22 protein-coding genes and 1 pseudogene are annotated in these 24,695 nt (G+C 61.4%); 6 read left to right on the forward strand and 17 right to left on the reverse strand.

From position 1 onward, the window contains the following. Window position 1: 1 nt before the first annotated feature. Window positions 2-1,195, reverse strand: a complete 1,194-nt coding sequence (locus FJ973_RS24055) for a glycine betaine/L-proline ABC transporter ATP-binding protein (protein WP_140525291.1) — start codon at window positions 1,193-1,195, stop codon at window positions 2-4. A 221-nt stretch (window positions 1,196-1,416) separates the two neighbouring features. Here FJ973_RS24055 and FJ973_RS24060 point away from each other — a divergent pair, with 221 nt between their 5' ends. Beyond that, window positions 1,417-2,079 (forward strand): cysteine hydrolase, encoded by a 663-nt coding sequence (locus tag FJ973_RS24060; RefSeq protein ID WP_140558044.1) that lies wholly within the window; start codon window positions 1,417-1,419, stop codon window positions 2,077-2,079. Here the strand turns inward: FJ973_RS24060 and FJ973_RS24065 are convergent. The 15 genes from FJ973_RS24065 to FJ973_RS24135 all read right to left on the reverse strand — a co-directional run bounded on the left by FJ973_RS24065 (window position 2,065) and on the right by FJ973_RS24135 (window position 19,362). After that, window positions 2,065-2,379 (reverse strand): NIPSNAP family protein, encoded by a 315-nt coding sequence (locus FJ973_RS24065; RefSeq protein WP_140498490.1) that lies wholly within the window; start codon window positions 2,377-2,379, stop codon window positions 2,065-2,067. The two genes, FJ973_RS24060 and FJ973_RS24065, sit on opposite strands and share 15 nt — an antisense overlap. Before the next feature lie 16 nt (window positions 2,380-2,395). After that, a complete protein-coding gene (locus FJ973_RS24070) occupies window positions 2,396-3,478 on the reverse strand; it encodes an LLM class flavin-dependent oxidoreductase (protein WP_140558046.1) in 1,083 nt (360 codons plus the stop codon). Between the two features lie 42 nt (window positions 3,479-3,520). After that, on the reverse strand, window positions 3,521-5,032 hold the full coding sequence (locus FJ973_RS24075; protein ID WP_140558075.1) for an aldehyde dehydrogenase: 1,512 nt from the start codon (window positions 5,030-5,032) through the stop codon (window positions 3,521-3,523). Window positions 5,033-5,036: 4 nt separating this feature from the next. After that, the gene (locus FJ973_RS24080) at window positions 5,037-6,050 is read right to left on the reverse strand and encodes a flavin reductase (RefSeq protein ID WP_140558047.1); all 1,014 of its coding nucleotides are present in this window, start codon (window positions 6,048-6,050) and stop codon (window positions 5,037-5,039) included. A gap of 112 nt (window positions 6,051-6,162) precedes the next feature. Beyond that, window positions 6,163-8,037, reverse strand: a complete 1,875-nt coding sequence (locus FJ973_RS24085) for a helix-turn-helix domain-containing protein (protein WP_140498493.1) — start codon at window positions 8,035-8,037, stop codon at window positions 6,163-6,165. Between the two features lie 88 nt (window positions 8,038-8,125). Next, complete coding sequence (locus tag FJ973_RS24090) at window positions 8,126-9,682, reverse strand: aldehyde dehydrogenase family protein (RefSeq protein WP_281405584.1); 1,557 nt, start codon at window positions 9,680-9,682, stop codon at window positions 8,126-8,128. Between the two features lie 24 nt (window positions 9,683-9,706). Then, window positions 9,707-11,455 (reverse strand): ABC transporter ATP-binding protein, encoded by a 1,749-nt coding sequence (locus FJ973_RS24095; protein WP_140513441.1) that lies wholly within the window; start codon window positions 11,453-11,455, stop codon window positions 9,707-9,709. Then, a complete protein-coding gene (locus FJ973_RS24100; RefSeq protein ID WP_140633075.1) occupies window positions 11,452-12,222 on the reverse strand; it encodes a hypothetical protein in 771 nt (256 codons plus the stop codon). Before FJ973_RS24100 ends, FJ973_RS24095 begins: the two co-directional genes overlap by 4 nt. Next, on the reverse strand, window positions 12,219-13,976 hold the full coding sequence (locus tag FJ973_RS24105; RefSeq protein ID WP_140558050.1) for a hypothetical protein: 1,758 nt from the start codon (window positions 13,974-13,976) through the stop codon (window positions 12,219-12,221). Before FJ973_RS24105 ends, FJ973_RS24100 begins: the two co-directional genes overlap by 4 nt. Window positions 13,977-13,989: 13 nt before the next feature. Next, complete coding sequence (locus FJ973_RS24110) at window positions 13,990-14,730, reverse strand: ABC transporter permease (protein ID WP_224619722.1); 741 nt, start codon at window positions 14,728-14,730, stop codon at window positions 13,990-13,992. 72 nt (window positions 14,731-14,802) lie between these two features. Next, window positions 14,803-15,744, reverse strand: coding sequence for an ABC transporter permease (locus FJ973_RS24115; protein ID WP_140513435.1), 942 nt, complete (start codon window positions 15,742-15,744; stop codon window positions 14,803-14,805). Between the two features lie 195 nt (window positions 15,745-15,939). Next, window positions 15,940-17,451, reverse strand: coding sequence for an ABC transporter substrate-binding protein (locus FJ973_RS24120; protein ID WP_181168427.1), 1,512 nt, complete (start codon window positions 17,449-17,451; stop codon window positions 15,940-15,942). A 101-nt stretch (window positions 17,452-17,552) separates the two neighbouring features. Continuing rightward, on the reverse strand, window positions 17,553-18,176 hold the full coding sequence (locus FJ973_RS24125) for an amino acid synthesis family protein (RefSeq protein ID WP_140498500.1): 624 nt from the start codon (window positions 18,174-18,176) through the stop codon (window positions 17,553-17,555). Continuing rightward, the gene (locus FJ973_RS24130) at window positions 18,173-18,565 is read right to left on the reverse strand and encodes a carboxymuconolactone decarboxylase family protein (RefSeq protein ID WP_140498501.1); all 393 of its coding nucleotides are present in this window, start codon (window positions 18,563-18,565) and stop codon (window positions 18,173-18,175) included. The genes FJ973_RS24125 and FJ973_RS24130 overlap by 4 nt, the downstream gene beginning before the upstream one ends. A 17-nt stretch (window positions 18,566-18,582) precedes the next feature. Then, window positions 18,583-19,362, reverse strand: coding sequence for an alpha/beta hydrolase (locus FJ973_RS24135; RefSeq protein ID WP_181165367.1), 780 nt, complete (start codon window positions 19,360-19,362; stop codon window positions 18,583-18,585). 149 nt (window positions 19,363-19,511) lie between these two features. Between FJ973_RS24135 and FJ973_RS24140 the strand changes: the two genes are divergently transcribed. The 4 genes from FJ973_RS24140 (at window position 19,512) to FJ973_RS24155 (ending at window position 22,877) form a co-directional block, all read left to right on the forward strand. After that, entirely contained in the window at window positions 19,512-20,234 is a 723-nt protein-coding gene (locus FJ973_RS24140; protein ID WP_181165366.1) for a GntR family transcriptional regulator, read from the forward strand. Further along, window positions 20,231-21,211 carry an aldo/keto reductase gene (locus FJ973_RS24145; protein ID WP_140558054.1) on the forward strand — a complete coding sequence of 327 codons (981 nt, stop codon included), beginning with the start codon at window positions 20,231-20,233 and terminating at the stop codon, window positions 21,209-21,211. Before FJ973_RS24140 ends, FJ973_RS24145 begins: the two co-directional genes overlap by 4 nt. A gap of 81 nt (window positions 21,212-21,292) precedes the next feature. Then, complete coding sequence (locus FJ973_RS24150; protein ID WP_140498504.1) at window positions 21,293-21,973, forward strand: GntR family transcriptional regulator; 681 nt, start codon at window positions 21,293-21,295, stop codon at window positions 21,971-21,973. A 73-nt stretch (window positions 21,974-22,046) separates the two neighbouring features. Then, a complete protein-coding gene (locus FJ973_RS24155; RefSeq protein ID WP_181167344.1) occupies window positions 22,047-22,877 on the forward strand; it encodes an alpha/beta hydrolase in 831 nt (276 codons plus the stop codon). Window positions 22,878-22,969: 92 nt separating this feature from the next. Here the strand turns inward: FJ973_RS24155 and FJ973_RS31475 are convergent. Beyond that, window positions 22,970-23,514: pseudogene (locus tag FJ973_RS31475) on the reverse strand (glycerol-3-phosphate dehydrogenase); the annotation flags it as partial. 346 nt (window positions 23,515-23,860) lie between these two features. Between FJ973_RS31475 and FJ973_RS24165 the strand changes: the two are divergent. Then, window positions 23,861-24,679 carry a metallophosphoesterase gene (locus tag FJ973_RS24165; protein WP_140513420.1) on the forward strand — a complete coding sequence of 273 codons (819 nt, stop codon included), beginning with the start codon at window positions 23,861-23,863 and terminating at the stop codon, window positions 24,677-24,679. Window positions 24,680-24,695 lie beyond the last annotated feature (16 nt).

Here is a 24,695-nt window from a genome sequence, read left to right on the forward strand (position 1 = left end):
ATCAGGCCTCCGCTCCCCGGGATTGCGAGGAAGCCGCCGCCGGAGCGCCAATGCGGGACAGGATCTGGAGTGGATCGACACGCCCCAAATATCGGCCGCCCTCGTCAACAACGGCTATCGGCCGGTCTCGATGGCACAGGCTGGCCACCACCGACAGCTTTTCCGTGCCGCATACCGTCTCATAGTCCTTGCTCATCAATGATTGGATCGCCGAACCATCGGCGAGGCGTGGCAACTGGCGTGGTCCGACGACACCCACGACCTGCATCGAATCGTCGACGATGAACACCGGTTCGCCATCGGCATCGCGGCCGCCGGACGCACGTCCGTCTAGCCGGAGCGGGCTGCTTTCCACCATCACGGAACTCGCATCGAACAGATGGGCCCGGTTGACGTCGCGGGTGAAGGCTGCGACGTAGTCATTGCCGGGCTTGGTCACGATGTCCTGCGGAACGCCTTCGCGCATCACCATTCCATCCGCCATGATGGCGACCCTGCTTCCGAGCTTCAGCGCCTCCTGGAAATCATGCGTGATGAACAGGATGGTCTTGTGGAAAGTCCTGTGCAGGCGCAGCAGTTCGTCCTGCATTTCGCTGCGGATGAGTGGGTCCAGCGCGCTGAAAGCCTCGTCCATGATCAGGACATCGGCATCCGTGGCGAGTGCGCGGGCCAATCCGACGCGCTGACGCATGCCGCCGCTCAGCGTACCGGGAAGATGATTTGCCCACGAAGCCAGCCCGACGACCTCCAGCACCTCCATCACCTTCTTCCTGCGCGCGGCGGCTGGCACACCGCGCAGTTTCAGGCCGAACTCGGCATTCTCCAACACCGTTCTGTTCGGCAACAGGCCGAAGTGCTGGAACACCATGGAGATACGCGTCCGGCGGATTTCGCGCAGCCGCGCTTCGCTGGCGCCGGTGATCTCCTCGCCATCGATAAGGATGCGCCCTGCATTCGGCTCGATGAGGCGATTGATGCATCGCGCAAGCGTCGACTTACCGGAGCCGGACAAGCCCATGATCATGTAAATCGAACCGACAGGAACGGACAGCGACACGTCGCTCAAGCCGACGACCTGCCCGGTCTTCTGGAGCACAGCTTCCTTTGTCTCGCCAGACTTCAGCATGGCCAAAGCCGATTCCGGCGATCTGCCGAAAATCTTGTACACGCCCTCGACCGTTATGCGATCCGTCACACCTGTCCTCCACTCCTGGCCTGGCGGACGATAGTCAGCACATTCCAGAGCCACGATCCCGATTAATGAAGATAGAACTGCACCCGCCGTCTTCCCCCGTTCGGCAGGATACCCGCCTAGCCCAGTGCTACGAAGGAAAGCATACGGCTCGCGGGTTCGATGATATAGGCTCTCCGCTACCCGGATAGGTATAATCCGGGACGCCTGTATGGAGAAACGGCGTGCTGGCTTCGCTTAAAAACCCTGCCCTCATGGTCGTGGACATGCAGAACGATTTCGTGCGCAGGCATGCGCCGATGGAGGTTGCATCCGCGCGCGAAACCATACCTTCGATCGGCAGACTCATTGCGGCGTTTCGCGGCAACGGCAAGCCGGTGGTATTCACGCGATACGTTGCCGACCCCCTGTATCAGGCCCTGGCCGGCAAGCTGACCTGGATCAAGCTGACCGATGCGCCGACCCATGCGTGCGTGCCGGGTTTCATGCGCTCCTACGGCGATGTCGAGGGCCTGCGGGATGCCGCGGAGGTGATTGACGAGCTTGCGCCACAGAATGGCGACATCGTGCTGGACAAGGTCTATTTCAGCGCCTTTCATGCCACGGATCTTGCCAAGACGCTCAAGCTGCTTGCGGTCGACGGTCTGGTATTCGTCGGCACGGTAGCGGAGATGTGCGTCGAAGATAGCTGCCGTCACGCCGTGCATTTCGGTTATCCCACGATTGTGGTGGAGGATGCTGTTTCTTCCAACCATCCGCCCAGCCGGCAGGCCATGCTCGATGCTTTCGCACGCAACTACGGCTGGGTGATGACCACGGACCGGCTCCTGGATTCTTTCGCGGTCGGGCAAGCGGGATGCGAGGTCTTGAACCTACCGCAGCGGTGAAAAATCGGTCGGGATCAGGATTCGGTTTTCCATCGTTTCGATATTCTCGGTGAGCTTGACCGTAAACGCCCGCCACGCGGGATCTTCGGCCAGCCGCTGACGCCGCTCGGCGCGGTCGTTCAGATCGCTATAGCCCCATAGATGCACGACATGGTTGAGAGGTCCGATCTCGGTGCGGAAATAGCCGATCAGGTTGCCCAGGATCGGCTGCTGGATGGCAAGGCCTTCCTCGCTGATAAGCTGCATGTACCTGGCGAGACGGCCGGCCCTTATCTTGTAGATGCGTTCCTCGACAATCATGGCGCGACAGCTCCCATCAGGCGATCACCCGCGACTTTTCCCTGCCCGCTTCCTTCTCGCGCATCGCAAATACGGGCATCACTTCCTTGATGAACAGCACCAGCGATTTCTTCTGCACCTCAAACGGCAGGTCGAAGGCGAGGCCGAGGCAGAACTGGTCTACGCCCGCCGCTTCATAGACCATCAGCTTTTCGACCACCTCGTCCGGGGTGCCGAAAAGGAGATTGTCGCGGATCGACCGCGGATCGTAGTCGCCGCTGTTGCCAACGGTGTCGTAAGAAACCGCTTCAGGAAAGCCGTTCTTCACCGTGCCGATGTTCTGGAACAGGTTCTCGAAGCTGCGCCCATATTGATAGCTGTAGCGAACCGGCAGTTCCCAGTCCTCGGGACGTTCATACACGCAAGTGCGGCGCAGCATCATGAACCGCGGCCTCGGCACTTCCGGATGATCCTGGACCGCCTTCTTGAACTTGTCGCCGAGAATGCCGACTTCCGCGACTGGCCGCGACAACGGCGTGGAGAGGATGTTGTGGCCATTGCGCACCGCCCAATCGAATGTGCCGGGGTCACGCGCCGCCACCCAGATAGGCGGGTTGGGTTGCTGCAAGGGCTTCGGCACTGAGGTTGCCCGCGGGAAGTGGTAATACTTACCCTCGTGGGCGTAGTCGCCTGCCCATAATTTCTGGACTGCCGGCAGCAGTTCCTGCATGTAGGCGCCGCCTTCCTGTTGCGGGATGCCTCCCGCCATGCGGTCAAATTCATACTGATAGGCGCCGCGGGCGATGCCGAATTCCAGCCGCCCTCCCGTCAGGTGATCGCAAAGTGCGGCCTCTCCCGCGAGACGGATCGGGGTCCAGTACGGCGCGACGATGGTGGCGGTTCCAAGCCGGATCTGTTCGGTATGAGCTCCCCACCAGACCAGCAACTGGAACGGGCCGGGCGCGATCGTGAATTCAATCGTGTGATGCTCGGGCGACCAGGCGGTCTCGAAGCCGCCGGCATCGGCCATACGTACCAGTTCCAGCGTCTCAGCCGCCACCTGGCGCATATCCTTGTCCGGACTGAACCTCTCCATGTTCAGGGAAACGGAAAATTTCATGGCAATGACCTTTTCGAATATTGGGGAATCGTCGGATGAGCGTCAGCGCAAACGGATTACGAACGGGTCCTGCGTGGCGCCGGAGTAGTCGATGACGACATTCTTCAGACGGGAGAACTCGCGCATGACCTCGAAGCCTCCGCGCTTGCCGTAACCGCTCTCCTTGAACCCGCCGGAGGGCGACATGTAAGCAGCAGAGCGATACGTGTTGACCCAGACCGTGCCGGCATCGACGTTGCGCGCAAAGCGCAGCGCGCGATCGATGTCGCGGGTCCAGACACCCGCCGCCAGCCCATAATGGGTGTCGTTGGCAAGCCCAATCAGCTCGCTTTCATTGTCGAACGGCACGACGCCCACGACGGGCCCGAAAATTTCGTCGCGCATGAAGCGCATGTCGTTGCGCGCATCCGCCAGAACCGTGGGCTCGTAATACCAGCCGCCGGAGAGGTCGTCCCGCCGCGGCCGGTGGCCTCCGGCAACCAGCCGCGCGCCATCGGCGACGCCGTAGTCCACATACTGCTCGACCTTGTCGAGTTGGGCAGCCAGCGCCAGCGGACCGATTTCCGTGTCCTCATCGGTCGGATGGCCGATACGCACGCGCCTGGTACGATCCGCCAGCTTTTCGACGAATGCGGCATAGATGGATTTTTCGACGAAACAGCGCGAGCCTGCGATACAGGTCTGCCCGGCAGCGGCGAACACGCCGGCAACCACGCCGTTCACCGCACGCTCGATGTCGGTATCGGCGAATACGACATGAGGCGACTTGCCGCCCAGTTCCATCTGACACGAAACAAGTCGGCTGGCAGCGTTGGCGGCGATGCGGCGGCCGGTTGCCGTACTGCCCGTGAAGGCGATCTTGGCGACATCGGGATGCAAGGTCAGCGCTTCGCCCGCCGTAGCGCCCTTGCCGGTAACGACATTGAAAACGCCAGCCGGGAAGCCCGCTTTTGCAATCAGTTCGGCGAGGGCAAGGGTGGACGCGGACGTATGCTCTGATGGCTTGACCACGACCGTATTGCCAATTGCCAGGCAGGGTGCGAGCGTGCCGGTCAGCAGCATCAGCGGTGAATTCCACGGCGAGATCATGCCCACCACGCCGATCGGCTCGCGCAGCGTGAAGTTCAGCATATCGAGCTTATTGACCGGTATGGTCTCGCCATGCAGCTTGTCGGCCATTCCGGCGAAATAGAGATAGCTGTCCGGCGCCGCGCGCAGTTGCACACGCATCTCTTTCAGAAGCTTGCCGTTGTCACGCGTCTCGATGGCCGCGAGTTCATCGGCGTGTTCCGCGATGAGATCGGCCAACCGGCGCAGCAGCTTGCCGCGATCCGTCTGCGTCAGCCTGCGCCAGGCCGGATCGTGAAACGCTCTTTTGGCTGCCTGCACGGCGGCGTCGACATCATCCGCCCCGGCGTCGGCAACCTCATACCAAGGCGCCGCGTTCGTCGGATCGTAGCTCGGCATGTAGCGGCCGGACCGCGGCGCGAGGCGCTCCCCGGCAATGAAAAGATCCTGGCGCGATCCTTCGATCACCTTCAGCGTCAGGTCCATCATCTCATCCCTTCGCGGTTTCTCGGTCGCCGGCCAAGCCGTTAAGCGACCGCCACGGACGCGGGGCGCCGTCTATCATCGCCACCCGGCCGCCATCGCTGGAATCGACGTAGATCCCGAAGCGAGAGTCCGCGCGCTCATGCAGGTAACGGCGCAGCGTTGCGCGTATCTGCCTGATCGGAATGCTGTCCCAAGGCAGCTCTTCATGGGCAAAGAACCTCAGCGACGGCGACAAATCCGGAATTTCGCCAGGCGGGCCCGCGAGCGCACCACGGTAAACGACATAACCGGGCTGCTGGTCGGCCACATCGAAGACCGAATAGAGAAACGCATCGCTGGTGAGCGGCGCAACCACGCCGCCGCCTTCGAAGCTGAGCATGTCGCCCGGCTTACGGTGCGTTGCCGTCGGCAGTTCCCAGCCTCCGGCGCCATCGTCGCGCAGCAGGATGCGGCCGTCATGCTCGACCAGGTAGCCGATGATCATGCGATGGGAAGGCGTCCAGCCAGGCGGCATCGGGTCTTCCACGCAGACATAGCGCCCCCGGCAAAACCCTAGCGGAGCGGCAGGGCTGGTGCCGAAAGCACGCACTCGGCCGATCAGGATCACATGGTCTCCCGCCTCGATACGGTCATGCACCGTGCAGTCGAACCAGGTGAGGCTGTCGGTGAGCACCGGCGAGCCCGTATGTACGGTGGTATGGGCTATCGTCTCGAACTTGGAGAGTGACTTCGAGGCGAAGAGGCTCGCCACCTCCTTCTGGCGGTCGTGCAGAACGTTGACGGCGAAGCCTTCGGCAATGTTGAACGCCGGAAAGCTGCTGGCGCTCTTTCCTATGCAGACGAGCAGCAGCGGCGGTTCAAGAGAGACTGAGGTGAAGGAATTCGCAGTCATGCCGCGCGGCGAACCATCTTCGTCCCGCGTCGTCACCACCGTGATGCCCGTGACGAAGGTGCCGAACGTTCGCCGCAGTTCCACTGGATCGATCGTGCTCAGCTCTTTTTCCCTCTTGTCCGTCATGCGTCCTGCCTCTCCAGGAGGGTGGAAGGATAAAGGGACGTGAGAGAGGGTCTTCCTGCTCTACGCAGGAGAGGCGGTAATCAGACTCCTAGGACACGAAGCAGAGACCGCATCAGACAGGTTGCTCCCGGGCAATGGTCTCGTTGAGGCGTATTGCCAGTTCAAGCGCGAACCGACGTTCGGGTGAATCGATCTCGATGCCAAACAGTTCCTGGATACGGTTCAGGCGGTAGCGAAGCGTTGTAACATGCAATTCCATCGCATCCGCGCAGGCCTGGCTGCGGCAACCGTGCTCCAGAAAGACGGTCAGGGTCCTGATATAGTCCGTTGCATGCGCCTCGTCGTGGCGCACGACCGCGCCAATGGCGATATCCACGAACGACCTCACTTCCTTGCTGTCGGCCGCCGAAAGCAGCAGCGGAAAAGGACCGAAGTCCTGGGGCGCAAGCAACCCGGTACGGTTGAAGCGGACGGCAAGACGGATCATGCGCTCGCATTCAAGCCATGCCTGGGGATAGTCGTGAATGCTCGAACAGGTCTTACCCGCCACGATGATCGGCTTGGTGCCGATCAGCCACTGCGTTTCCTCGATCAGCTTGCGCACAAACGTCTTGACCACCGTGTCCGCGTCGCGGGGCGCGTCGGGAATGCGGCACAGAATGATCTCGCCCAATGCGGCGGCGGTCGCCTGCGGCGCCAATTGGCCGGCGAGCCGCATGATGGAGCGGTGCAGTTCGGGTATGGTCTTGCCCTTTTCCGGCACAGTTTCCGGGAGGCCGATCGCGACCAGCCTGGCGGTGGCGTTTACGTCAATGCCGAGCCGGCGCGCCCGCGCCGTCAAATCGTCCACGTTGCGCCAGTTGCCGGAAACGATTTCCATGAACAATTCGCTGGAAGTCTGCGATTCCGTCTGGAACCGTAAATGGCTGCGCATCAACTGGACGCTGAGCGCGAACCGAGCGCTCTGAAGAAGAAGATGATCGAGGTCGCCGAAATTGGCGTCGAGCGAAAACACGATCAGCGCCCCTACCGTCTTGCCATCCACGACCAACGGCTCCACCGCCGCCGGCAGGTTGAGGTGATGGCCGCCGCAGTTCAGGTACAGCTTGCGCATTTCAAGCCCGGCCTGGTCCGAGATATCGCGAGCAAGACGGAGAAACTGGCGGCTCATGCAATCGTCCATCTCCTCGCGCCAGCGGTCGGTGTCGATGAGGTCCGGCTTGGGCGAACGTCCGGCAACGACCAGGTTGGCAGTCAGATCCACCACGACGATTGCGTTCGGCAGGAAGGTTTCGACCATGGAAGCCGCGGATGCGACGGAACCGTCCGACAGGACCTGGTGCATCAGGGAGGAATGCGCGGCAAGTGCGTTTTGGAGTTGCGCGGCGGCAGCATGTTCCGCCCTTAGCCTGTGGGCCTTGTCCACGGCTATGGCGCCCAGATGGACGATCGTCTGCAGGAATGCGAGATCGGCCGCTGACAGATCGACAACGTCGCGCGACTGCACCGACAAGACCATCGCGCGGTCTTCCATGTCCCGGCAGCCCAGAGGCAAAACCACGACAGTGCGATAACCGCGCTGGATTGCCTCTTCCCGATAGCCCGGAAATTCGATGCTCTCCTGGGCATCGCGAATGATCACCGGATCATTGCGGGTCAACGCGATGAGGGATGGACTTGTCGCCAGCGTCCAGCGGTTGCGATAGGACTTCGTCAACTGGCTAGGATCATGCCGGGTCACGACCACAGCATTGCCATCCGCCTGATCGATGCTCATCACCGCCGCCATCGACCAGGCATCGTGCTGGCATGCCGCATCGACAAGGTGCTGCAGCGTTGTCTCGAGGTCGACGCTGGAATTGATGAGGCTGGTCACGTCGCGCAGGACGCGTGACAGCGGGCGATCCAAAGCGCTCAACAGAACCTCGCTGCTTGCCGGTACTCGATCGTTACATAGCCTTCCTGGTCGATGGCGCGCCACAGTCATATTCGTTACCGGGGGTCATGCCGCCGCCATATGGCCGGCATGGATAGGATCGACCTTGCCGGCTGTTCGCGAAAGGTTTGGCAGGCCTTCAAAGCGACATGATGACCGACTTGGTCTCCGTATAAAGGTTCAGCCCTTCCTGTCCCCGTTCCCTGCCCCAGCCGGATTGCTTGAAGCCGCCGGTGGGTATCGCCGCGTCCACCGAGCCGTGTACGTTGACCCCGATCCGGCCCGCGCGAATTCGCCGTACCATCTTGTGGGCGACGCTTAGGTCCCGCGTCCAGACGCTGCCAGCTAGTCCGAAGATGCTGTCATTCGCCTGCCGCGCGATCTGTTCCAGGTCGTCGTCATCGAAGCTCATGGCGCACAGGACAGGACCGAAAATCTCTTCCTGCACCACCGCCATGTCGGGTCGGGTATCGGTCAGCACCGTCGGCGCAATGAAGTTGCCTTCATTGCCTATCCGCGTGCCGCCAAACGCCACCGTTGCACCGGCGCTCCTGCCCTGCTCGATATAGCTCATGACGCGGTCGCACTGGACCGGGGAAATGACCGGCCCCATCTGGACGCCTTCGCTGAGGCCATGACCAACGCGGATGTTCCCCGCCCGCTGGCCGATCCCATCCACGATCTGGTCGAACACCTTCTTGTGGGCGAACAGCCGCGATCCTGCGGTGCAGACCTGGCCGCTATTGGCAAAAATGCCCTGCGTGACACCGGGAATGGCAACCGACATGTCAGCATCGGGAAAGACGATGACGGGCGACTTCCCTCCCAATTCGAGCGACACTTTCTTCAAATTGCCCGCGGCAGCCTTGACGATGACGCGGCCGATCTCGCTGGAACCCGTAAAGGCAACCTTGTCGATCTGGGGGTGCGAGGCTATCGCTGCGCCCGCCGTAGGTCCAAAACCGGTCACGATATTGATCACGCCGGCGGGAATGCCGGCCTCCTGGACCAGTTCACCGAAGCGCAGCGCCGTCAGCGGCGTCTGCTCCGCCGGCTTGAGCACGATCGTGCAGCCGGTGGCCAGCGCCGGAGCTACCTTCCAGGCCAGCATGAGCAGTGGCGCATTCCACGGAATGATCTGCCCGACGACGCCGACCGGCTCGCGCACCGTGAAGGCATGGTACTTGTCCGGCGCAGAGATCGAAATGGTTTCGCCTGTGATCTTGGTCGCCCAGCCCGCCATGTAGCGGAACATATCCACGCTGAGCGTGACGTCGGAATTCCGGGCATTGGCAAGCGGCTTGCCATTGTTGAGAACCTCCAGTTCGGCCAGTTCATCGGCGTTCTGTTCCAGCAGATCCGCCAGTTTCCAGATGAGACGTCCACGTTCGCTGGGCGTGATGCGGCTCCATGGGCCTTCTTCAAAGGCCTGCCGCGCAGCTTTGACGGCATTGTCGATATCGGCGGCGTCGCCCTCCGGAACCTGTGCAATTATGCGTCCCGTGCCCGGATCATATGTGTCGAAAATCTTCCCGGACTGAGCCGGCACCCATTTTCCATCGATAAGGAGTTTTTTCTCCTGGCGTAAAAAGGACGCCGCCTTCTCTCCAATTCGGAACTGATCAGCATGTGTGTTCATCGAATTCTCCATAGGTATCGGGAAGCGCCTTGCCCGGATTCGTTCAAGGGCGTCCATCTGAAGCGCCCTCGTTAAAGCTTGTCACTCGATCACGAAGTGGTCGGGTCCGACCGCGCGAGGCTGCCGGTTCGGCGGAATGAAATCGAGCGGCCGCACGGGAGACGGCAATTCCGTCACTGGCTTGCCGATCAAGCGGTGCCTGTCCGCGGCCGGCTCCGGGTTCGGCACCGCTGCCATCAGCTTCTGGGTATAGGGATGTTTCGGATTCCCTATCACCTCGCGGCTGGGCCCGATCTCCACGATCTCGCCAAGATACATGACCGCCACGCGGTGGCTGACACGTTCGACAATGGCCATGTCGTGACTGATGAAGAGGTAGGACAACCGCAGGTCCTCCTGCAACTCAAGCAGCAGGTCGATCACCTGCGCCTTTACCGAAACGTCGAGCGCCGAGACGGCCTCGTCGGCTATAATGACCTTCGGGTCGAGCATCAGGGTCCGCGCAATGCAGATTCGCTGACGCTGTCCGCCGGAAAACTCGTGCGGAAGACGGGTGATCATCGACGGTTCGAGGCCGACACGCTCCAGAAGATGTTTCGCCTTGTCCAGGGCCTTGGCCCTGGTCGCCAACCCATGGCATAGCAGGGGCTCCGCCAGGATCGCACCGACGTTTTGCTTCGGGTCCAGGGAACTGAAAGGATCCTGGAAGATCATCTGCACATTGCGCCGGAGATCCGAAAGATCGGACCTGTTGTCGCGCCGCACCGTGCGTCCGTCGAAGACCACCTCGCCGGAATCCGGAGGATTGAGAAACAGGATGCTGCGTCCGGTCGTCGACTTGCCGCAGCCGGATTCGCCAACCAGCGACAGCGTTTCTCCAGGCATGATGTCGAAGCTCAGACCCTCGACGGCATGGAGACGCCCCACCTTGCGACGCATCGCCCCGCCACGCACGTCGAACCGGGTCACCAGCTTGCGCACGCTCAAAACCGGCTTCGGCACAGCATCCTTGGCGGGCGCGCGGTAGGAGCGGGCGACGCCTTGCCCCAGGCGGGGGACCGCGTCGATCAGCATCCTCGTATAGTCCTCGCGCGGACGCTCGAAAACGTCCTTTACTGCTCCCGTCTCCACCACGCGTCCCTTGTGCATGACCATGACGCGGTCGGCGATGTTGGCCACTACGCCCATGTCATGCGTGATGAACAGGATCGCGGTGCCGGTATCGCGCTGGACCTCGTTCAGGAGATCGAGGATTTGCGCCTGTATCGTCACGTCGAGCGCTGTTGTCGGCTCGTCGGCGATAAGCAGCTTCGGCGAGCACGCCAATGCGATGGCGATCATGATCCGCTGCCGCATCCCCCCGGAGAACATGTGAGGATAGTCATTGAACCGCCGCCGCGCGTCAGGAATGCGAACGCGGTCGAAAAGCCGGATGCCCTCCTCCCGCGCCTCGGCATCGCTTAAGGGTCGATGCTGGCGCAGCATTTCCTTGATTTGGGTGCTGACCTGCAGAACCGGGTTCAGGCTCATCATCGGTTCTTGGAAGATCATGCTGGCAATGCCGCCACGCACCCGCCGCAATGTCGATGTCGACGCCCCCACCACTTGCTGGCCATCCACGATGACCGAACCGGTCACTTGGGTATTGCCGGAAAGCAGTCCCATGATCGTCATGGAGGTGACGCTCTTGCCGGACCCCGACTCGCCGACAAGCGCCAGCGTCTCGCCAGCATGGATGGCCAGATCGACATCATGCACCACCTGATGCTTGCCGAAAGCGACGTTGAGGCCTTTTACCTCGACCACTGGATCGGATTTCCGTTCACTCATGAGTTTGGCGCCGGTGCAACAGTGAAGCCCGCCTGCGAGCGAGAGCGCTCCGAAGTTGGAGCCCAGGTGAGCATTTCGAGCGCGTACAGCGCATCCAGCGTCTCGCGCGACAGGGGAATGCCCTTCTGGTGCGCCATGGCGATCTTTTCCCGAGGCCGAACGGCAATGTGCCCGGACGCCTTCAGTTCAGGCCTGCGGGCGCTGACCATGAGAAGCGCGCAGCCCGGCGTCAGCCCGGCGGCGTCGATCGATTCCAGAACCGCCGTGTCCTCACCGAGGAGCGCCGCCAGGGCATCCCGGCCCCGGCCCGAATAAAGCGCACCCCGTGCGTCGGGGTCAGCCAACAGCCAGTCGAAGGTTCCATCCCTGGCGATGATGCCGATAGAGGAGAGATTGTAGTCCATCGCACCGACCAGCGTGGCCGGAACAAGCGACAGCTCGGTCGCCGCCAATATCCGGCACATTTCCCATTTGGCGCCGCCTGCATGCGCGGCGAGAGCATCGATCGCGGCAGGTCCCGTTTCCAGAAATGAAACGCCGGCGGCGTCCAGCATCGTGAGCCCGTTCGATTTCCGGTAGCGGAAGCCATGGGAGGGCCGCGGTCCCGCCTGGCGAATTTCATCCAGAATAGCCGGATCGAGCGCCGCACCTGTTGCAACGAGATGAGCGCCCCGGTCAGCGGTTCCGAACGCGTAGCCCAGCGCCCTGAGCGACCACGGCAGGACGCGAGTCAGTTCGGAATAGGCAACAAACATGCTCGTGCTCACAGGGCGACCTCATTCTCATGCTTGCGAACCCGGGAACCCGGCCTGTCAGGCTCGAGGAATTCCGAAGGCAGCGGCTGGTCTTGGAAGAAAGTCCCCCGCACATAGCGGATGCTGAGCGGCGTCGAGCCGCGAATGCCCAGCGACGCAAGGAAAAACCGTATGAGATCGGCGGGGACGAAATCGCGATGCGCGAGCGGATCGCGTATTTCCGCATAGAGCAGGCCATCCAGATATTGCACCCGCGAAATGGCGTAATGCAAGTCCGGATGGTCGAGGACGACGTCGCCGGCGCGCTCCTTGTCACCACGGCTGACCAGCACCGCCGCCAGCCTCTGGATCAATCCGATATGATCGATGAAGGATTCGAAACGCTCGTGCGGGTCGATGACCCGCTCGCCGCGCCTTTGTTCGCCATTGTCGATCGAATGGTACCAGAAGTGCTGATGGGTTTCGGCAAGCGTGCGGTCGGCGGTGAGAGCCCAGACGTAGTTCCTGCGCAGGATCTCGCGCAATTCAGCGACCGTCATTGCTGGCTGCAATTGCCGCTTGCGGGCTGCGCCGATCTGGAAATAGGGCGCGATGGCGTCACAAAAGTCCGGTACCACGTCGAGAAGTACGCTGTGGAACTGCTCACTGGTCTCGCCATCCATGACTTCTGCGACGTGCGCAGCAACGTCGCCCCAGCACCGAAACTGTCCTTCGCGCAGGCTTGCCGATATGCGTGTCAGGTTCTCGATGATGGTTTCGTTGGCCACCACGTAGTCCTGCGTCTGTGGGTCGGTCTGCGCATAGATGCGGATGGTGCTCTCTATCGAGCCGCGGACAACTGAAATGCTTCCCGCATCGACCGGCAGGCTTTTTGCGTAGCCAAGAGCCGCCTCGCGTACGGTCACCCATGTGGCGACCCAATGCGGCCAGCGCTGGAGGGCAACGCACATGCCCTGGCCTGAGGAGTTGCCTATTCCAAGCCCGCGCGCGATCGAAATGTCGAGCTGCGCTGCGTCCGGATTGCGCCGCCGCGCCACGGCATTGACGAGATCGATGGAGACGAGCCGCACCAGGTAGATGGCGAAGATATCCGCAAAGAACGGGTGCGCCAGCGGATGCCCCTCGGGAATGCCCGGATAGGAAACCGTGCCATTCCGGCCGCTGCTTTGAAAGCCACCGTTCCGCATGAGATAGGCGATGCCGAGCTCGGGGGCGGGCTGTTCGCCGCGGGACAGTGCTTCGACTACGGCGTCGAAATGCCGGCTGCTGCGATTGGCCGGGGTCCAGCCGACCACATCCGAATCCGTACGCATCTGGCCTTCAGCCTTGATGTCGAACGTTTCAAATTCCCGCTCGATACGCTGTTGGCTGGCAAGATTGACGAAGAGCGCGCCGAACATGTCACGGTCCGCGCCATCGGAGCGGCGTCCGACTTTTTCGATTCCGTCCCATGGATATGCTCGGGCAATATAGGAGAAGGAATGGCCTTCCGCGTCGATCCGGTAGACGAATCTCGCCGCGCCGTCATCGCCGCATTCCGCCGAGATCATCCTTATCTGCCAGCGTTCGCGAACGATCCTGCGCAACAACATGTCGGCAAAACTGACGCGCGAAGCCTTGAAGCAGCGAAGGTTCTCCACACGCATCAGAACATCCGCCGGCCGCATCCATCGCCGCGCTTTCAGGGCACCTTCCCGGCCGGCAAACTCCTGCAGGCGTTGTTCTATGAATGCCGGCAGCGGCGGCTCGATCTGGTTAGACGTCATTTCCCTGTTCCAATCAGCGATCATTGCGGGACGCGGCCTCGTTCATGCTCGACCCGACAAGATAAAATGTGAAAACTGTAAGGGCGACGGCAGCGCCCGGCCCCAGGCTGAGCAGCGGCAGGATCGGCAGGAACATCGAACCGTCGCGTACCATGCCGCCCCAGTCCGGAGCCGGCGGAGGAACGCCCAGCCCCAGGAAGCTGAGGCTTGCGGAGGTGAAGATCGCGAAGGCCACATTGATTGCGAACTGCGCCCACACCACGCGCATCGTGTTTGGCATGATATGATGGCGGATGATCCAGAAAGAGCTTGCGCCCGTGGCGCGCGCAGCTTCCACGAAGACCATTTCCCGGACGACGAAGACCTGACCACGAACCAGCCGGGCGACCGTCGGCGCGGTGACGACACCCAGCGTGACCGCCAGGTTGACCACCGATGGCCCGAGCATCGCGGTGATGATCAATGCGAGAACGAGCCCCGGCAAGGCGATGAAAATGTCGATGATCTGGACGAGGACAAAATCGATCCAGCCACGGAAAAATCCGGCGATCAGGCCAATGGGGGCGCCGATCAGCACAGCCACTATGGCCGCCGAAGCGCCCACCTGCAGTGAAACCCTTGTTCCGTAGATGACGCGCGACAGCACGTCCCGGCCAAGTTGATCCGTGCCAAGGATGTTTTCAGCCGAAGGCGGGCCGAGGACGTTTACCGTCGTGGCGGTCGGGTGCAGGGGCGCGATCAAGGGCGCGAACACCGCGATCAAAGTGATGATCACCAGAAGCGTCAGGCCAAGGACCAATCGGAATGGAAGTTTTCTCATTGGATGCTAAGCCGATGTTCGCACGAGCGGATTGACGAGGCTGTAGGTCACGTCCGCCACAAGGTTGAGGATCATCACGCCGACGATGATCACCATTCCAACCGACAGCATGACAGGAAAATCCCGGGACGAGATCGCTTCCACCAGAAGCCGGCCCATGCCCGGCATCGAAAAGACGGTTTCGGTGACGACCGCGCCGCCAACCAGTTGTCCAAGCGAAAGACCGGCATAGGTGATCAAGGGCAATATGCTGTTGGGCAGAATGTGCCGGTAGGAAATGCGCGCCTCGGACAGCCCCTTCGAACGCGCGGCCTGGATGTAGAGGCTGCCTTTCACCGACTGGTATTCGGCTTTGTAGACGAGCGTGAAGGAGCTAAAATAAAAGGTCGTAAGCGTGATGACGGGCAGGATCATGTGGATGAGATGCTGCCCGGCGCCCCGTGACCACGGCGACCATCCGGTCGTCGGTAGCCAGCGGAGTTGAACCGAAAACAGGTAGATCAGCAGCAGTCCGAGAAAGAAATTCGGTACGGTGATGCCGACGATGCTGACGGCGGCGGTGAGCCGGTCCACCAGCTTTTTCATGAACGTCGCCGAATTGATCAGCGTGGCGCCCAGGAAAGCGATGAGGATTGCCCAGGATGCCAGCTCAAGCGTTAGAGGAAGGGCATCCGCGATCATTTGCGCGACAGGCTGTTGGGTGGAATAAGACCGGCCCAGGTCGCCCGACAATGCGGCGCTGATCCAGTTCCAGTAACGCGACAGAATGGGCTGGTCGAAGCCTAGCTTCGCGTTGAGTTCGGCGATCGATTGGGGGGATGCGTTCTCGCCCAGCATGATCGCCGCCGGCGTCCCCAGAAAGGACGTCACCGACGTGAACAGCAGAAACGTCAGAACGATAACGTTCGGAACCATGATCGCTATGCGGGAAAGTACAAGCGCAAGCATGCCGGCCTCAGTTCATCGCGAAGGATTGAAGAAACGCCTCCGGGGCGCCCGTCCCGCAAAGCGGGCGGTTGGGCACATCCGATGGGCGGCGGTCATAATGGCGATCAAGTTCCTCTACCGGTTGCAGGCGGGACCAGGTCCGACCCGCGCCAGAGGCCGCGGCGCGCCGCGCCGCGCCGCGGCAAAGCATGAAGATCAGGCCTGCGTTTTCCAGACGTAACGGAACCGCGGGATCTCGTCCGGCATCGGAGCGAACCCTTTGACGGTGTTGCGCATGGCGTTGAATTCGACGCTGAACCCGACGGGCATGTAAGGCAGATCGGCAGAAATCTGACGCTGGATCTTTTCGTACAATTCCTTGCGGCGCGCCTGATCGGAAATTACCCGCGCTTCATCGATCCATTTGTCCACTTGGTCATTCTTGTACCCCGTGGAGTTCGCGGTGCCTTTGCTGGAGAAGAGATAGTGGATCAGGCCGTCGGGATCCGCCCGTTGCGTCCAGCGCATCGGCGTGAAGCGTATCTCGCCTGAGACCGCCTTTGCGTAGTAGTCGCTTTGGGGGACCGGCTCGAGCTCAATGTTGAGGCCGATCGCGTCGAGGTCTTCCTTGGCAAGTTCGGCAAAGCGTCGCAGCGTATCGCCGCTTGGCGCCGCAAGCTTGATGGTGGTGCCCTTCAGGCCGGAATCAGCCACGATCTTGCGCGCCTTTTCCGGATCGTATTCGTAGTGCACCAGATCGGTTGGGGTCCACCACAGGCCGTCTGGCGTGAAGCTGTCGGAAATCTTGCCTTGCCCCGCCCATATGATCTGGTTGATGCGGTCGCGGTTGAGGCCATGCGCGATGGCCTGGCGCAGTTCCGGCTTGTTATATGGCTCGGCGTCCCACCGCCACTGGTAGGAATACCAGACGCCACCCTTCGACGGCACAAGCTCGATGTCCGGGCTGGCCTTGGAAAGGCGCGTATCCAACGGATCAAGCTGGCTTATGAAATCCAGTTCACCGATGGCCATGCGCTGAATGCCGACGACGTTCGTCGGAATGTCATGGAAGGTAATGCCGTCGAGATATGGCATTCCCTTCTGCCAATAGCTGTCGTTCTTGGTGAGCGCGATGCGCGACCCGCGGACCCATTCGCCGAAAACGAACGGACCGGTCCCGACAGGATTGGAACCGACGTCGCTGCCGTATTTCTTGGCCGCAGTTGGCGAAGCCATCAGCCCTGCGCGGTCGGCAAACAGCGCCAGCAGCGGCGGATAAGGTTCCTTCATGTCGATGGCGACGGTGAATTCGTCCAGCACTTCGACATTCTTGACGCCTTCCAGCAACTTGAGCTGCGATGAGTTGCCTTTCGGATCGAGACGCGCATCAAGGTTCCATTTCACGGCCTCGGCGTTGAACGGTGTGCCGTCATGGAACTTCACGCCTTCCTGCAGCTTCAGGACCACGCGCTTGCCGTCGTCCGAAAACTCCCAGCTTTTCGCCAGGGCAGGCTTCAGGGAGAAGTCCGCCTCGGTCTCGAGAAGCGTATCGAATATCAGGAAAAGGATCTGCCGCTCGGTCCATTGCGACGACTGAAGCGGGTCGAGCGTGCGGACGTCGCTGATGAAGCCGACGTTGAGCGTGCCGCCGGTGACCGGCTGGGTATCTTGAGCCAGCGCTACCGCCGGCAAAGAGGCCACGATTGCGAAGCCGCTGACGGCGGCCATAAATTGCCTTCTATCCATGACAAATCCTCCGTTGGTTCAGTTCCCGATATTATCGGCATTGCCGTTATTGGCCTCCGGGCAAGGACCCGGAGGCTTGCGCGTTATTTGCTCTCGGCTGGCAGCGGCCGGCCGGCCTGATCGACTCCCATGATCCGCATGTCGTTGAACCGATCGCCGATGCGATGGTGCGGACGCCCGCCGCTCGCGGCGCCCAAGGCGATGACGATCTCGTCATGCGCAGGCGCGTCGGGAATGGTGAATTCCACGGTCAGAAAATGAGCGCGGCTTCCCTTCTTCTCAGCGTCCTTGTGGGTCAAGGGAACGGTGAGCGCGGTGCCGGCGCCGGCACGCTTGTTCGTGAACGGGAGAAAGGAATCGCCACCAGCGGCGATGCGGAAGACATTGCCGAAATGCAGCGTGTGGATCAGGCCGGCCGCGTGTTCGACTTCGCCGTCCGTCCCGGTCACCGCGCACTTTCCAAACGCTTCTATCCTGTCCGGACCGCCCATGATCGCCACCAGGCGAGGCACGAGGGCATCCGTGAGAGCCTTGGCGTGCTCCATGATGTGCGGCTGCAGGTCCTCGACGAATGCCGATCCTGCCCAGGGATTGCGGATTACCGCCGCGCAGGCGGCCATGCGAAGCGGAACCGGCGCGACGCGCCCCCCTTCGATAAGCGTGTCCTCGACGAAATCGACGATCTTGCGGATCAGGACCCCAGTCATTTTTCCACTCCGCCGGCTGCGAGTTCGGCAAGCACGCGGTTGGCGATGCGATGGCATTCGACGCCGACAGGAACGCCGCAATAAATCGTGAGATGGGTTATCAACGCGTCCAGCTCGTCACGGGTGACCCCGTTGCGAAGGGCGCCGCGAAAATGCAGTTCCCACTCATGCATGCGGTTGAGCGCGGCAATCATGACGATGTTCAGCATGCTGCGGGTCCTGGCATCCAGCCTGTCGTCACCCCAGGCCGTTCCCCAGCAATATTCTGTGATAAATGACTGAAAACCCTTGGAAAACTCGGTTGCCTTGCTCAGCGAATTTTCAACATATTCGCTGCCGAGCGTCGCCTTGCGCCGCTCCAGCCCACGCTCAAATAGCGTCTCGTTCATTCGTCTTCCCTTCATTTTCAGCGTGGACGCAAAAGGAACTCGCGGACATGGTCGGACACCAGCTTGGATGCCTCGACCAGGACGCTGTGCTTCAGGCCGGCCAGAATGCGCAATTCCGAATCGGGGATCAGCCGGTGCATCGTCTCGGCCATCCGGACATTCGACCCCTGATCGAATTCGCCCGTCATCACCAGCGTTGGCTGTCTGATCTCGGGAAGCCGATCCACCAGTTCGGTAAGGCCGAACACCCGATACGCCTCCAGGTAAGACGGCACGTGGACAGCCTTGAGCTCGGCAATTCGCCGCTCGATCACATCGGGATGGCGCTCGGCGAATTCCTTGGTGAACCAGCGGTCGTGCGCAGCACCAACGACTGCGTCCATACCGCCGTCGCGGATCATCTGCAGGCGCGCCACAACCTTCTCACGTTCGGCGGGGGTGCGCCCCGCAACTGCGGAAAGAAGCACGACGCGCTCAAACCGGTCCGAATAGGAACAGGCCAGTTCTTGCGCGATCAAGCCCCCCAATGAAAAGCCGACCAGATGGGCTTTGCGCACGCCGGCGTCGTCCATCACCCGAACGATATCGGCGGCAAACTTCTCGACGGAATATTCCGAATCGATGTGCGCGGACTGACCATGACCGCGCAGGTCGGAGCGAATAATGTCGAAGCTGCCCTCCAATTGGAGGCTGACGTCCTCCCAGCTTTGCAGGTTGGCGCCGACACCGTGCACCAGCACGAGAGGATGGCCCTTACCGCTTCTCTCATAGGCGATGAGATCGTCTTTGGTGCGCATCGGCGCCATCCCAGGTCCCTCGTTCGAACTCGATTTTTTTGGTATACCGACAGACAGGCATATGGTCAACCGTATTTGAATCGGCTACTTGTGATGAAAGAGTCGAACGCGTAGCTGTCATGGAAGGAACGACGGGAGAGGACGCCGCGATGCATGAATGGACGGACTGGTCGATTGCGGATTCGCCGACATTGCGCGAGCAGACCGTTGTCACGCTGCGCGAGGCGTTGTTCAACGAAGTGTTCAAGCCGGGTGACAAGCTGGTGGAACGGAAGCTTGCCGAGCAGACCGGCGTAAGCCGCACAAGCATTCGGGAAGCGCTGAGCCAGCTTGAGTCCGAAGGGCTTGTGACTCGGGTAGCCGGCAAGGGCATGTTCGTGACCCGCTTGTCGGAACGGGAAGTCCGGCAGATCTACGAGGCCCGCGCAATCCTGGAATCGGCCATGGCGCGCCTGTTTGTCGAACGGGCCAGCCAGGAACAAATGGACGAATTGGCGCGGCGTATTTCGGAAGCAGGCGAAACCGACACCTCCGAGCTTGCCAGGCAGCATGCCGAGAAGCTCGACGCGGTGTGGGACATCATCATGCAAGGCGCAGGCAACGACATCACCAGGCAAATGACCTTTCTCCTGCATGGCCGCGTCACCTATCTGCGCACCGTCACCACCCGCGTCGCCTCGGCTGAACGGCGCAGGAATACGATGGCCTTGCTCCACGGCATTTTCGACGCGCTGCGCGCGCGCGATGCCGACCTCGCCGAAAAGCTCACGCGCGGGTATGTCGAAAGATCCGCGGCTTTCGCGCTGTCGCTGCTGCGGGACTCTGGGCAGAACGCCAAATCCTCATCACGCAAGCAACGGATCGACACATGAACTATGTCAGGCTCGGCAAGAGCAATCTGAAGGTATCCCGGCTATGCCTCGGCGCGATGGGATTCGGATCCGCGGGATGGCGGGCCTGGGTGCTCGATGAGAAGGCGTCGGCGCCGATCGTTGCGCGCGCCCTCGACCACGGCATCAACTTCTTCGACACCTGCGACTTCTATTCGGCTGGCGAGAGTGAACGCATTCTCGGCCAGATACTCGTTCTCAAGCAGCCGCGCGACAGCTTCGTCATCGCCACCAAGGCGGGAAACCCGATGGCCGCGCATTGCAACGGCCGCGGCTACTCCAGAAAGCACCTGTTCAAGGCAATCGACGATTCGTTGGTCCGCCTTGGAACCGATCACGTGGACCTCTTCCAGACGCATATCTGGGACAAGGACACCGACCTCGACGAACTGGTCGATGCCATGGCGGATATCGTGCGCGCCGGAAAGGCGCTCTATGTAGGCGTCACGACGATGCCCGGCTGGACACTCGCAAAATGCCGTGCGGCTGCCAGCGCACGCGACCTTCCGGCATTCATCTCGATGCAATGCGAATACAATCCCGCTCACCGGGAGTGCGAGCGGGAACTGCTTGCCTACTGCCGCCACGATGATGTTGCCCTGATACCGTTCAGCCCGATCGCGCGCGGCTTCCTTGCCGCGGACCGCCGCAATCCCGGCCAGCAGACGGCGCGCACGAAAAGCGACGACTATACGCAGAGATGTTACCACCGCGACGGCGACCACGCCGTGCGCGAAGCCGTCGCTGCCGTTGCCGCCGACATCGGAAAGACACCGGCGCAGGTGGCTCTCGCCTGGACATTGGCGCGCCCCGGCATTACCGCGCCCATCTTCGGAGCGACCTCGACAGACCATGTCGACGAGGCAGTCGCGGCATTGGACATAGTGCTTACGCCCGAACATATCGACCGCATCGACGGGGCCTACGAGCCACGGCCGCTGAACGCCTCAGGCCACTGAATGAAGCACAATGCTTGCGGTAAGCTGATATGCTTGTGACATTGCACTCGTCCGCGCAGGTTTCAAAGGAGCAAATCCGCCGTGTATGATCTGCGAGTCCATGCTCCGCCGCGCCTGTACACGCAGGTGGCCGATACCATCCGCAACGCCATCGTCGTCGGAGAACTGGCGCCGGGAGAGCGGCTGGTGGAGCGCACGCTTTGCGAGCGCATGGGCGTTTCACGGACGTCGCTCAGGGAAGCGATGCGCGAGCTCGAGAACGAGGGCTTGGTCACGAACCTGCCCAACCGGGGGCTTATCGTCTCTGTCGTCGATCCCAAGATCGCGAAGGACATTTTTGACCTTCGCGAGGCGCTGGAGGCGCTTGTATGCAGGTTGTTTTGCGAGAATGCGACTGACGATCATATCACGCGTTGTCGGGGCGTGTATGACGAGCTGATGGAAACCTATCGCGTCGGTGTGGCGCGCGAAATGATAGCTGCAAAGACTAGATTCTACGACGTCTTGATAGCGGGCGCGAACAATTCCGAGGCGGAACGGATGCTTCGCAGCATCCATATGCGGGCCTCACAGTTGCGCATGATTTCTCTTTCCGATGCAGAGCGGCGAAAGGCATCTCAGGAAGAGCTGGCAGCCCTGCTCGACGCCCTGGTGAACCGCAGGGCATCGGATGCCGAGCGGCTTGCAAAAAAGCATGTACGCAAAGCCGCCCAGTTCGCGCTCGGGATGATCGAACAGCTTGAAAACCAATCCGTCAGCTGATCGGCGGCGCTTGAAAGCGCGAGACGCCGCCCGTCCGCCGCTACCCGCGGCGACGGTGAAGGAGAATTATGTCGTGGCGGGCGGCATCCGTACGCGCTATTTCGAAGCTGGCAGCGGACCGGCCGTGATCCTTCTGCACGGCTCGTCACTGGCGATCGATGCCTGGTCCACCTGGCACAACACCATCCCGGCACTCGCGCATGACTTCCGGGTGCTGGCGCCCGATCTGGTCGGCTTCGGTCTCTCGGATGCGCCGGTGGACGGGAAACACGTTCCCCGCCTCGAAAGGCGGCATCACGTTTCAGCCTTCATCGAAGCGCTCGGCATTACCCGATGCGCGCTCGTCGGCCATTCCGAAGGCGGTTTCATCGCGGCAATGCTCGCCGTTGAAAAGCCGGGTCTGGTCGATAAGGTGGTCGTCGTGAGCAGCGGTGCGACCTCCCCGCGCCTCGGCGGAAATGAGGACCACGCTTGGCAGGCAGCAGCGGCAGCAGCGTATAATGTGCTCGAGGGATGCGACACCGAGGAAGACTTTCTGCGAACCAATGCGAGGCTAAGCACGAAGAATCCGCCGGAGTTCGTGGAGCTGCTAAAAAAGAACTACCGCCTGGCCTGCGAGTCCGGTCAGTTGGAGCGCTTCAAGCAGGCTGCCCGGAAAAAGGACGACACCGAATATACCCAGATCCAGGAGGACCATCTCCTTCCGCATTTGCCCACCATGCAGGCCAAGCTGTTCATAGCCTGGTCAGGCTGCGACGAAACCGTGCCGGTGGCGCGCGGCATCAAGCTGCTGGAACGCGCGCCGCAAGCCGACATGCACATTTTCGCCAATGCCGCTCACATGGTCATGATCGATCGCCCACGCGAATTCAATGGAGTTGTCCGGGACTGGCTTGGCAGCTAGCGCCGGTCAAACCGTCCAGCTTATGACCCACAGCAAGTCGTCCCAAGAGGCCCGCCATGCCGCGGGAGGATGTCCTCGGGCGTGCGCCCTCACTCCCTCGCCACCAGGTAACGCGCTTCCGAGTCGTAGAGCAGCCCGCCATAGTGCTGCCCGAGGTCGGACATGCCAGCCGTGGCGCCCACCACCTCCTGACCGCGTGCCGTAGAGCCGCCGGTAATGATGAACGAGGGCGCGCGGCATCCACGGCCATGTTTCGCATAATCCGTTGACGGAAGGCTCAAAGTCCGCGTTCGGCATGTTGCCGCCCGGCAGCGGCACACTCGCGGTCCAGTCGCCCCCCATCTGCGGAAAGATATGTTCGAGGCGATGGGCCGCGCTAGGCCAATTTCCGGAAGGTCGTGATCTTGCCGCCGAAGACATTGAACAGTGGCGTGTCCCCGGTCTCGTCAAGGTCGAAGACGTAGTCGCGCGTAACCGCCGAAGGGTTCCCATTGCCGTCGTCGAACAACAGCCGCACGCCCCAGAACGCATACAGCAAGTCCTGGGGGCGCAGCTTCTCTTTGAAGTAGCGGTTCACGGCCGCGCTCAAACATTCGATCTCGGTCTGGTCGATCTGCACCGCTTCGGCAGCACCCTCTAGGCGCCGCAGTTCGAGGTGCGGCTACGGTCGCGATTTTTGTCTTGATATTTTTATCAAGCTGTGAAATTTTTTTCAATTAAATGCTGGAGGAAGTTTTCCGCACCTCAGAATGCCCTGACAATGGGCATCGGACGGAGAACACGATGGGAGGTTCAATATGCCGGTCCAAGCCGTTTCAACCGAGTGAGCCTTTCCTGCGGGAGACGCCGCGTCCTGGACCTAAAAATCCGGCGTCGTCGTCACACCTTCACAGGCAGGGGAAAGAGTGCATCCGGCTTCAGGCGCTTTTTTCAAAACGACGAGATCAACGCCGCGAGACGCGGCAAAGGTTCCAGAACGTCCGATGACGCGAATAGTGCAGATTTCCGATACCCATCTCAGCCCTGGCAAGCGACACTTCCATGCCAACAGCCAGCCGCTCCTCGACTGGCTGAAGGAAAGCGATGCCGACCTCGTTATCCATACAGGCGACGTCACCGTGGATGGCGCCGATGTCGAGGAGGACATGCGCTATTGCGCCGAGATGATGGACTCCATCGGACTGCCCTATCTCGCCGTGCCGGGCAATCACGACGTGGGCGAGCCCAAGCATCTCTATCAGCCAGTCAACGCAGAACGCCTGGCCCGCTGGCGACGTCATTTCGGGCCGGACTGGTGGCATCGCGACATCGAGGGCTGGCGCCTGATCGGACTCGATTCGATGCTGTTCGGCAGCGACGAGCCGGCCGAAACGGAGCAGATCGCGTGGCTGGAAAACGCCATGCGCGAAGCGTCCGGGCGCCGGATCGGCTGGTTCACCCATCGCCCGCTCTTCATCGGCGAGCCGACCGAAGGCGACGTTGGATACTGGGCGCCCACTCCCGAGCCTCGCGCGCAACTGCTCGACATGGTGCGCCGCTACGACGTGGCCTTCGTGGCCAGCGGCCACCTGCACAAACTCTACGATCGTCAACTCGGCGGCGTCCGGTACCTGTGGGGGCCGTCGTCCGGCTTCCTCGTCGAGGCGCACTTGCAGCCGGAAGGGATGGCCGGAGAAGCCACCTTGGGCGTGCTCGTCTACGACTTTTCCGGGTCCGATTTCACCGTGCGGCCTCATGAAATTCCGGGCCTCACACCCTTTTTCATCGGTGATGTCGTGCATGAGGTCTATCCACCGAGATAGCGCCTCTACCCAATTG

Origin of the sequence: Mesorhizobium sp. B2-1-3 (genome assembly GCF_006442495.1) — a bacterium.
In the GTDB taxonomy this organism is placed as follows: domain Bacteria; phylum Pseudomonadota; class Alphaproteobacteria; order Rhizobiales; family Rhizobiaceae; genus Mesorhizobium.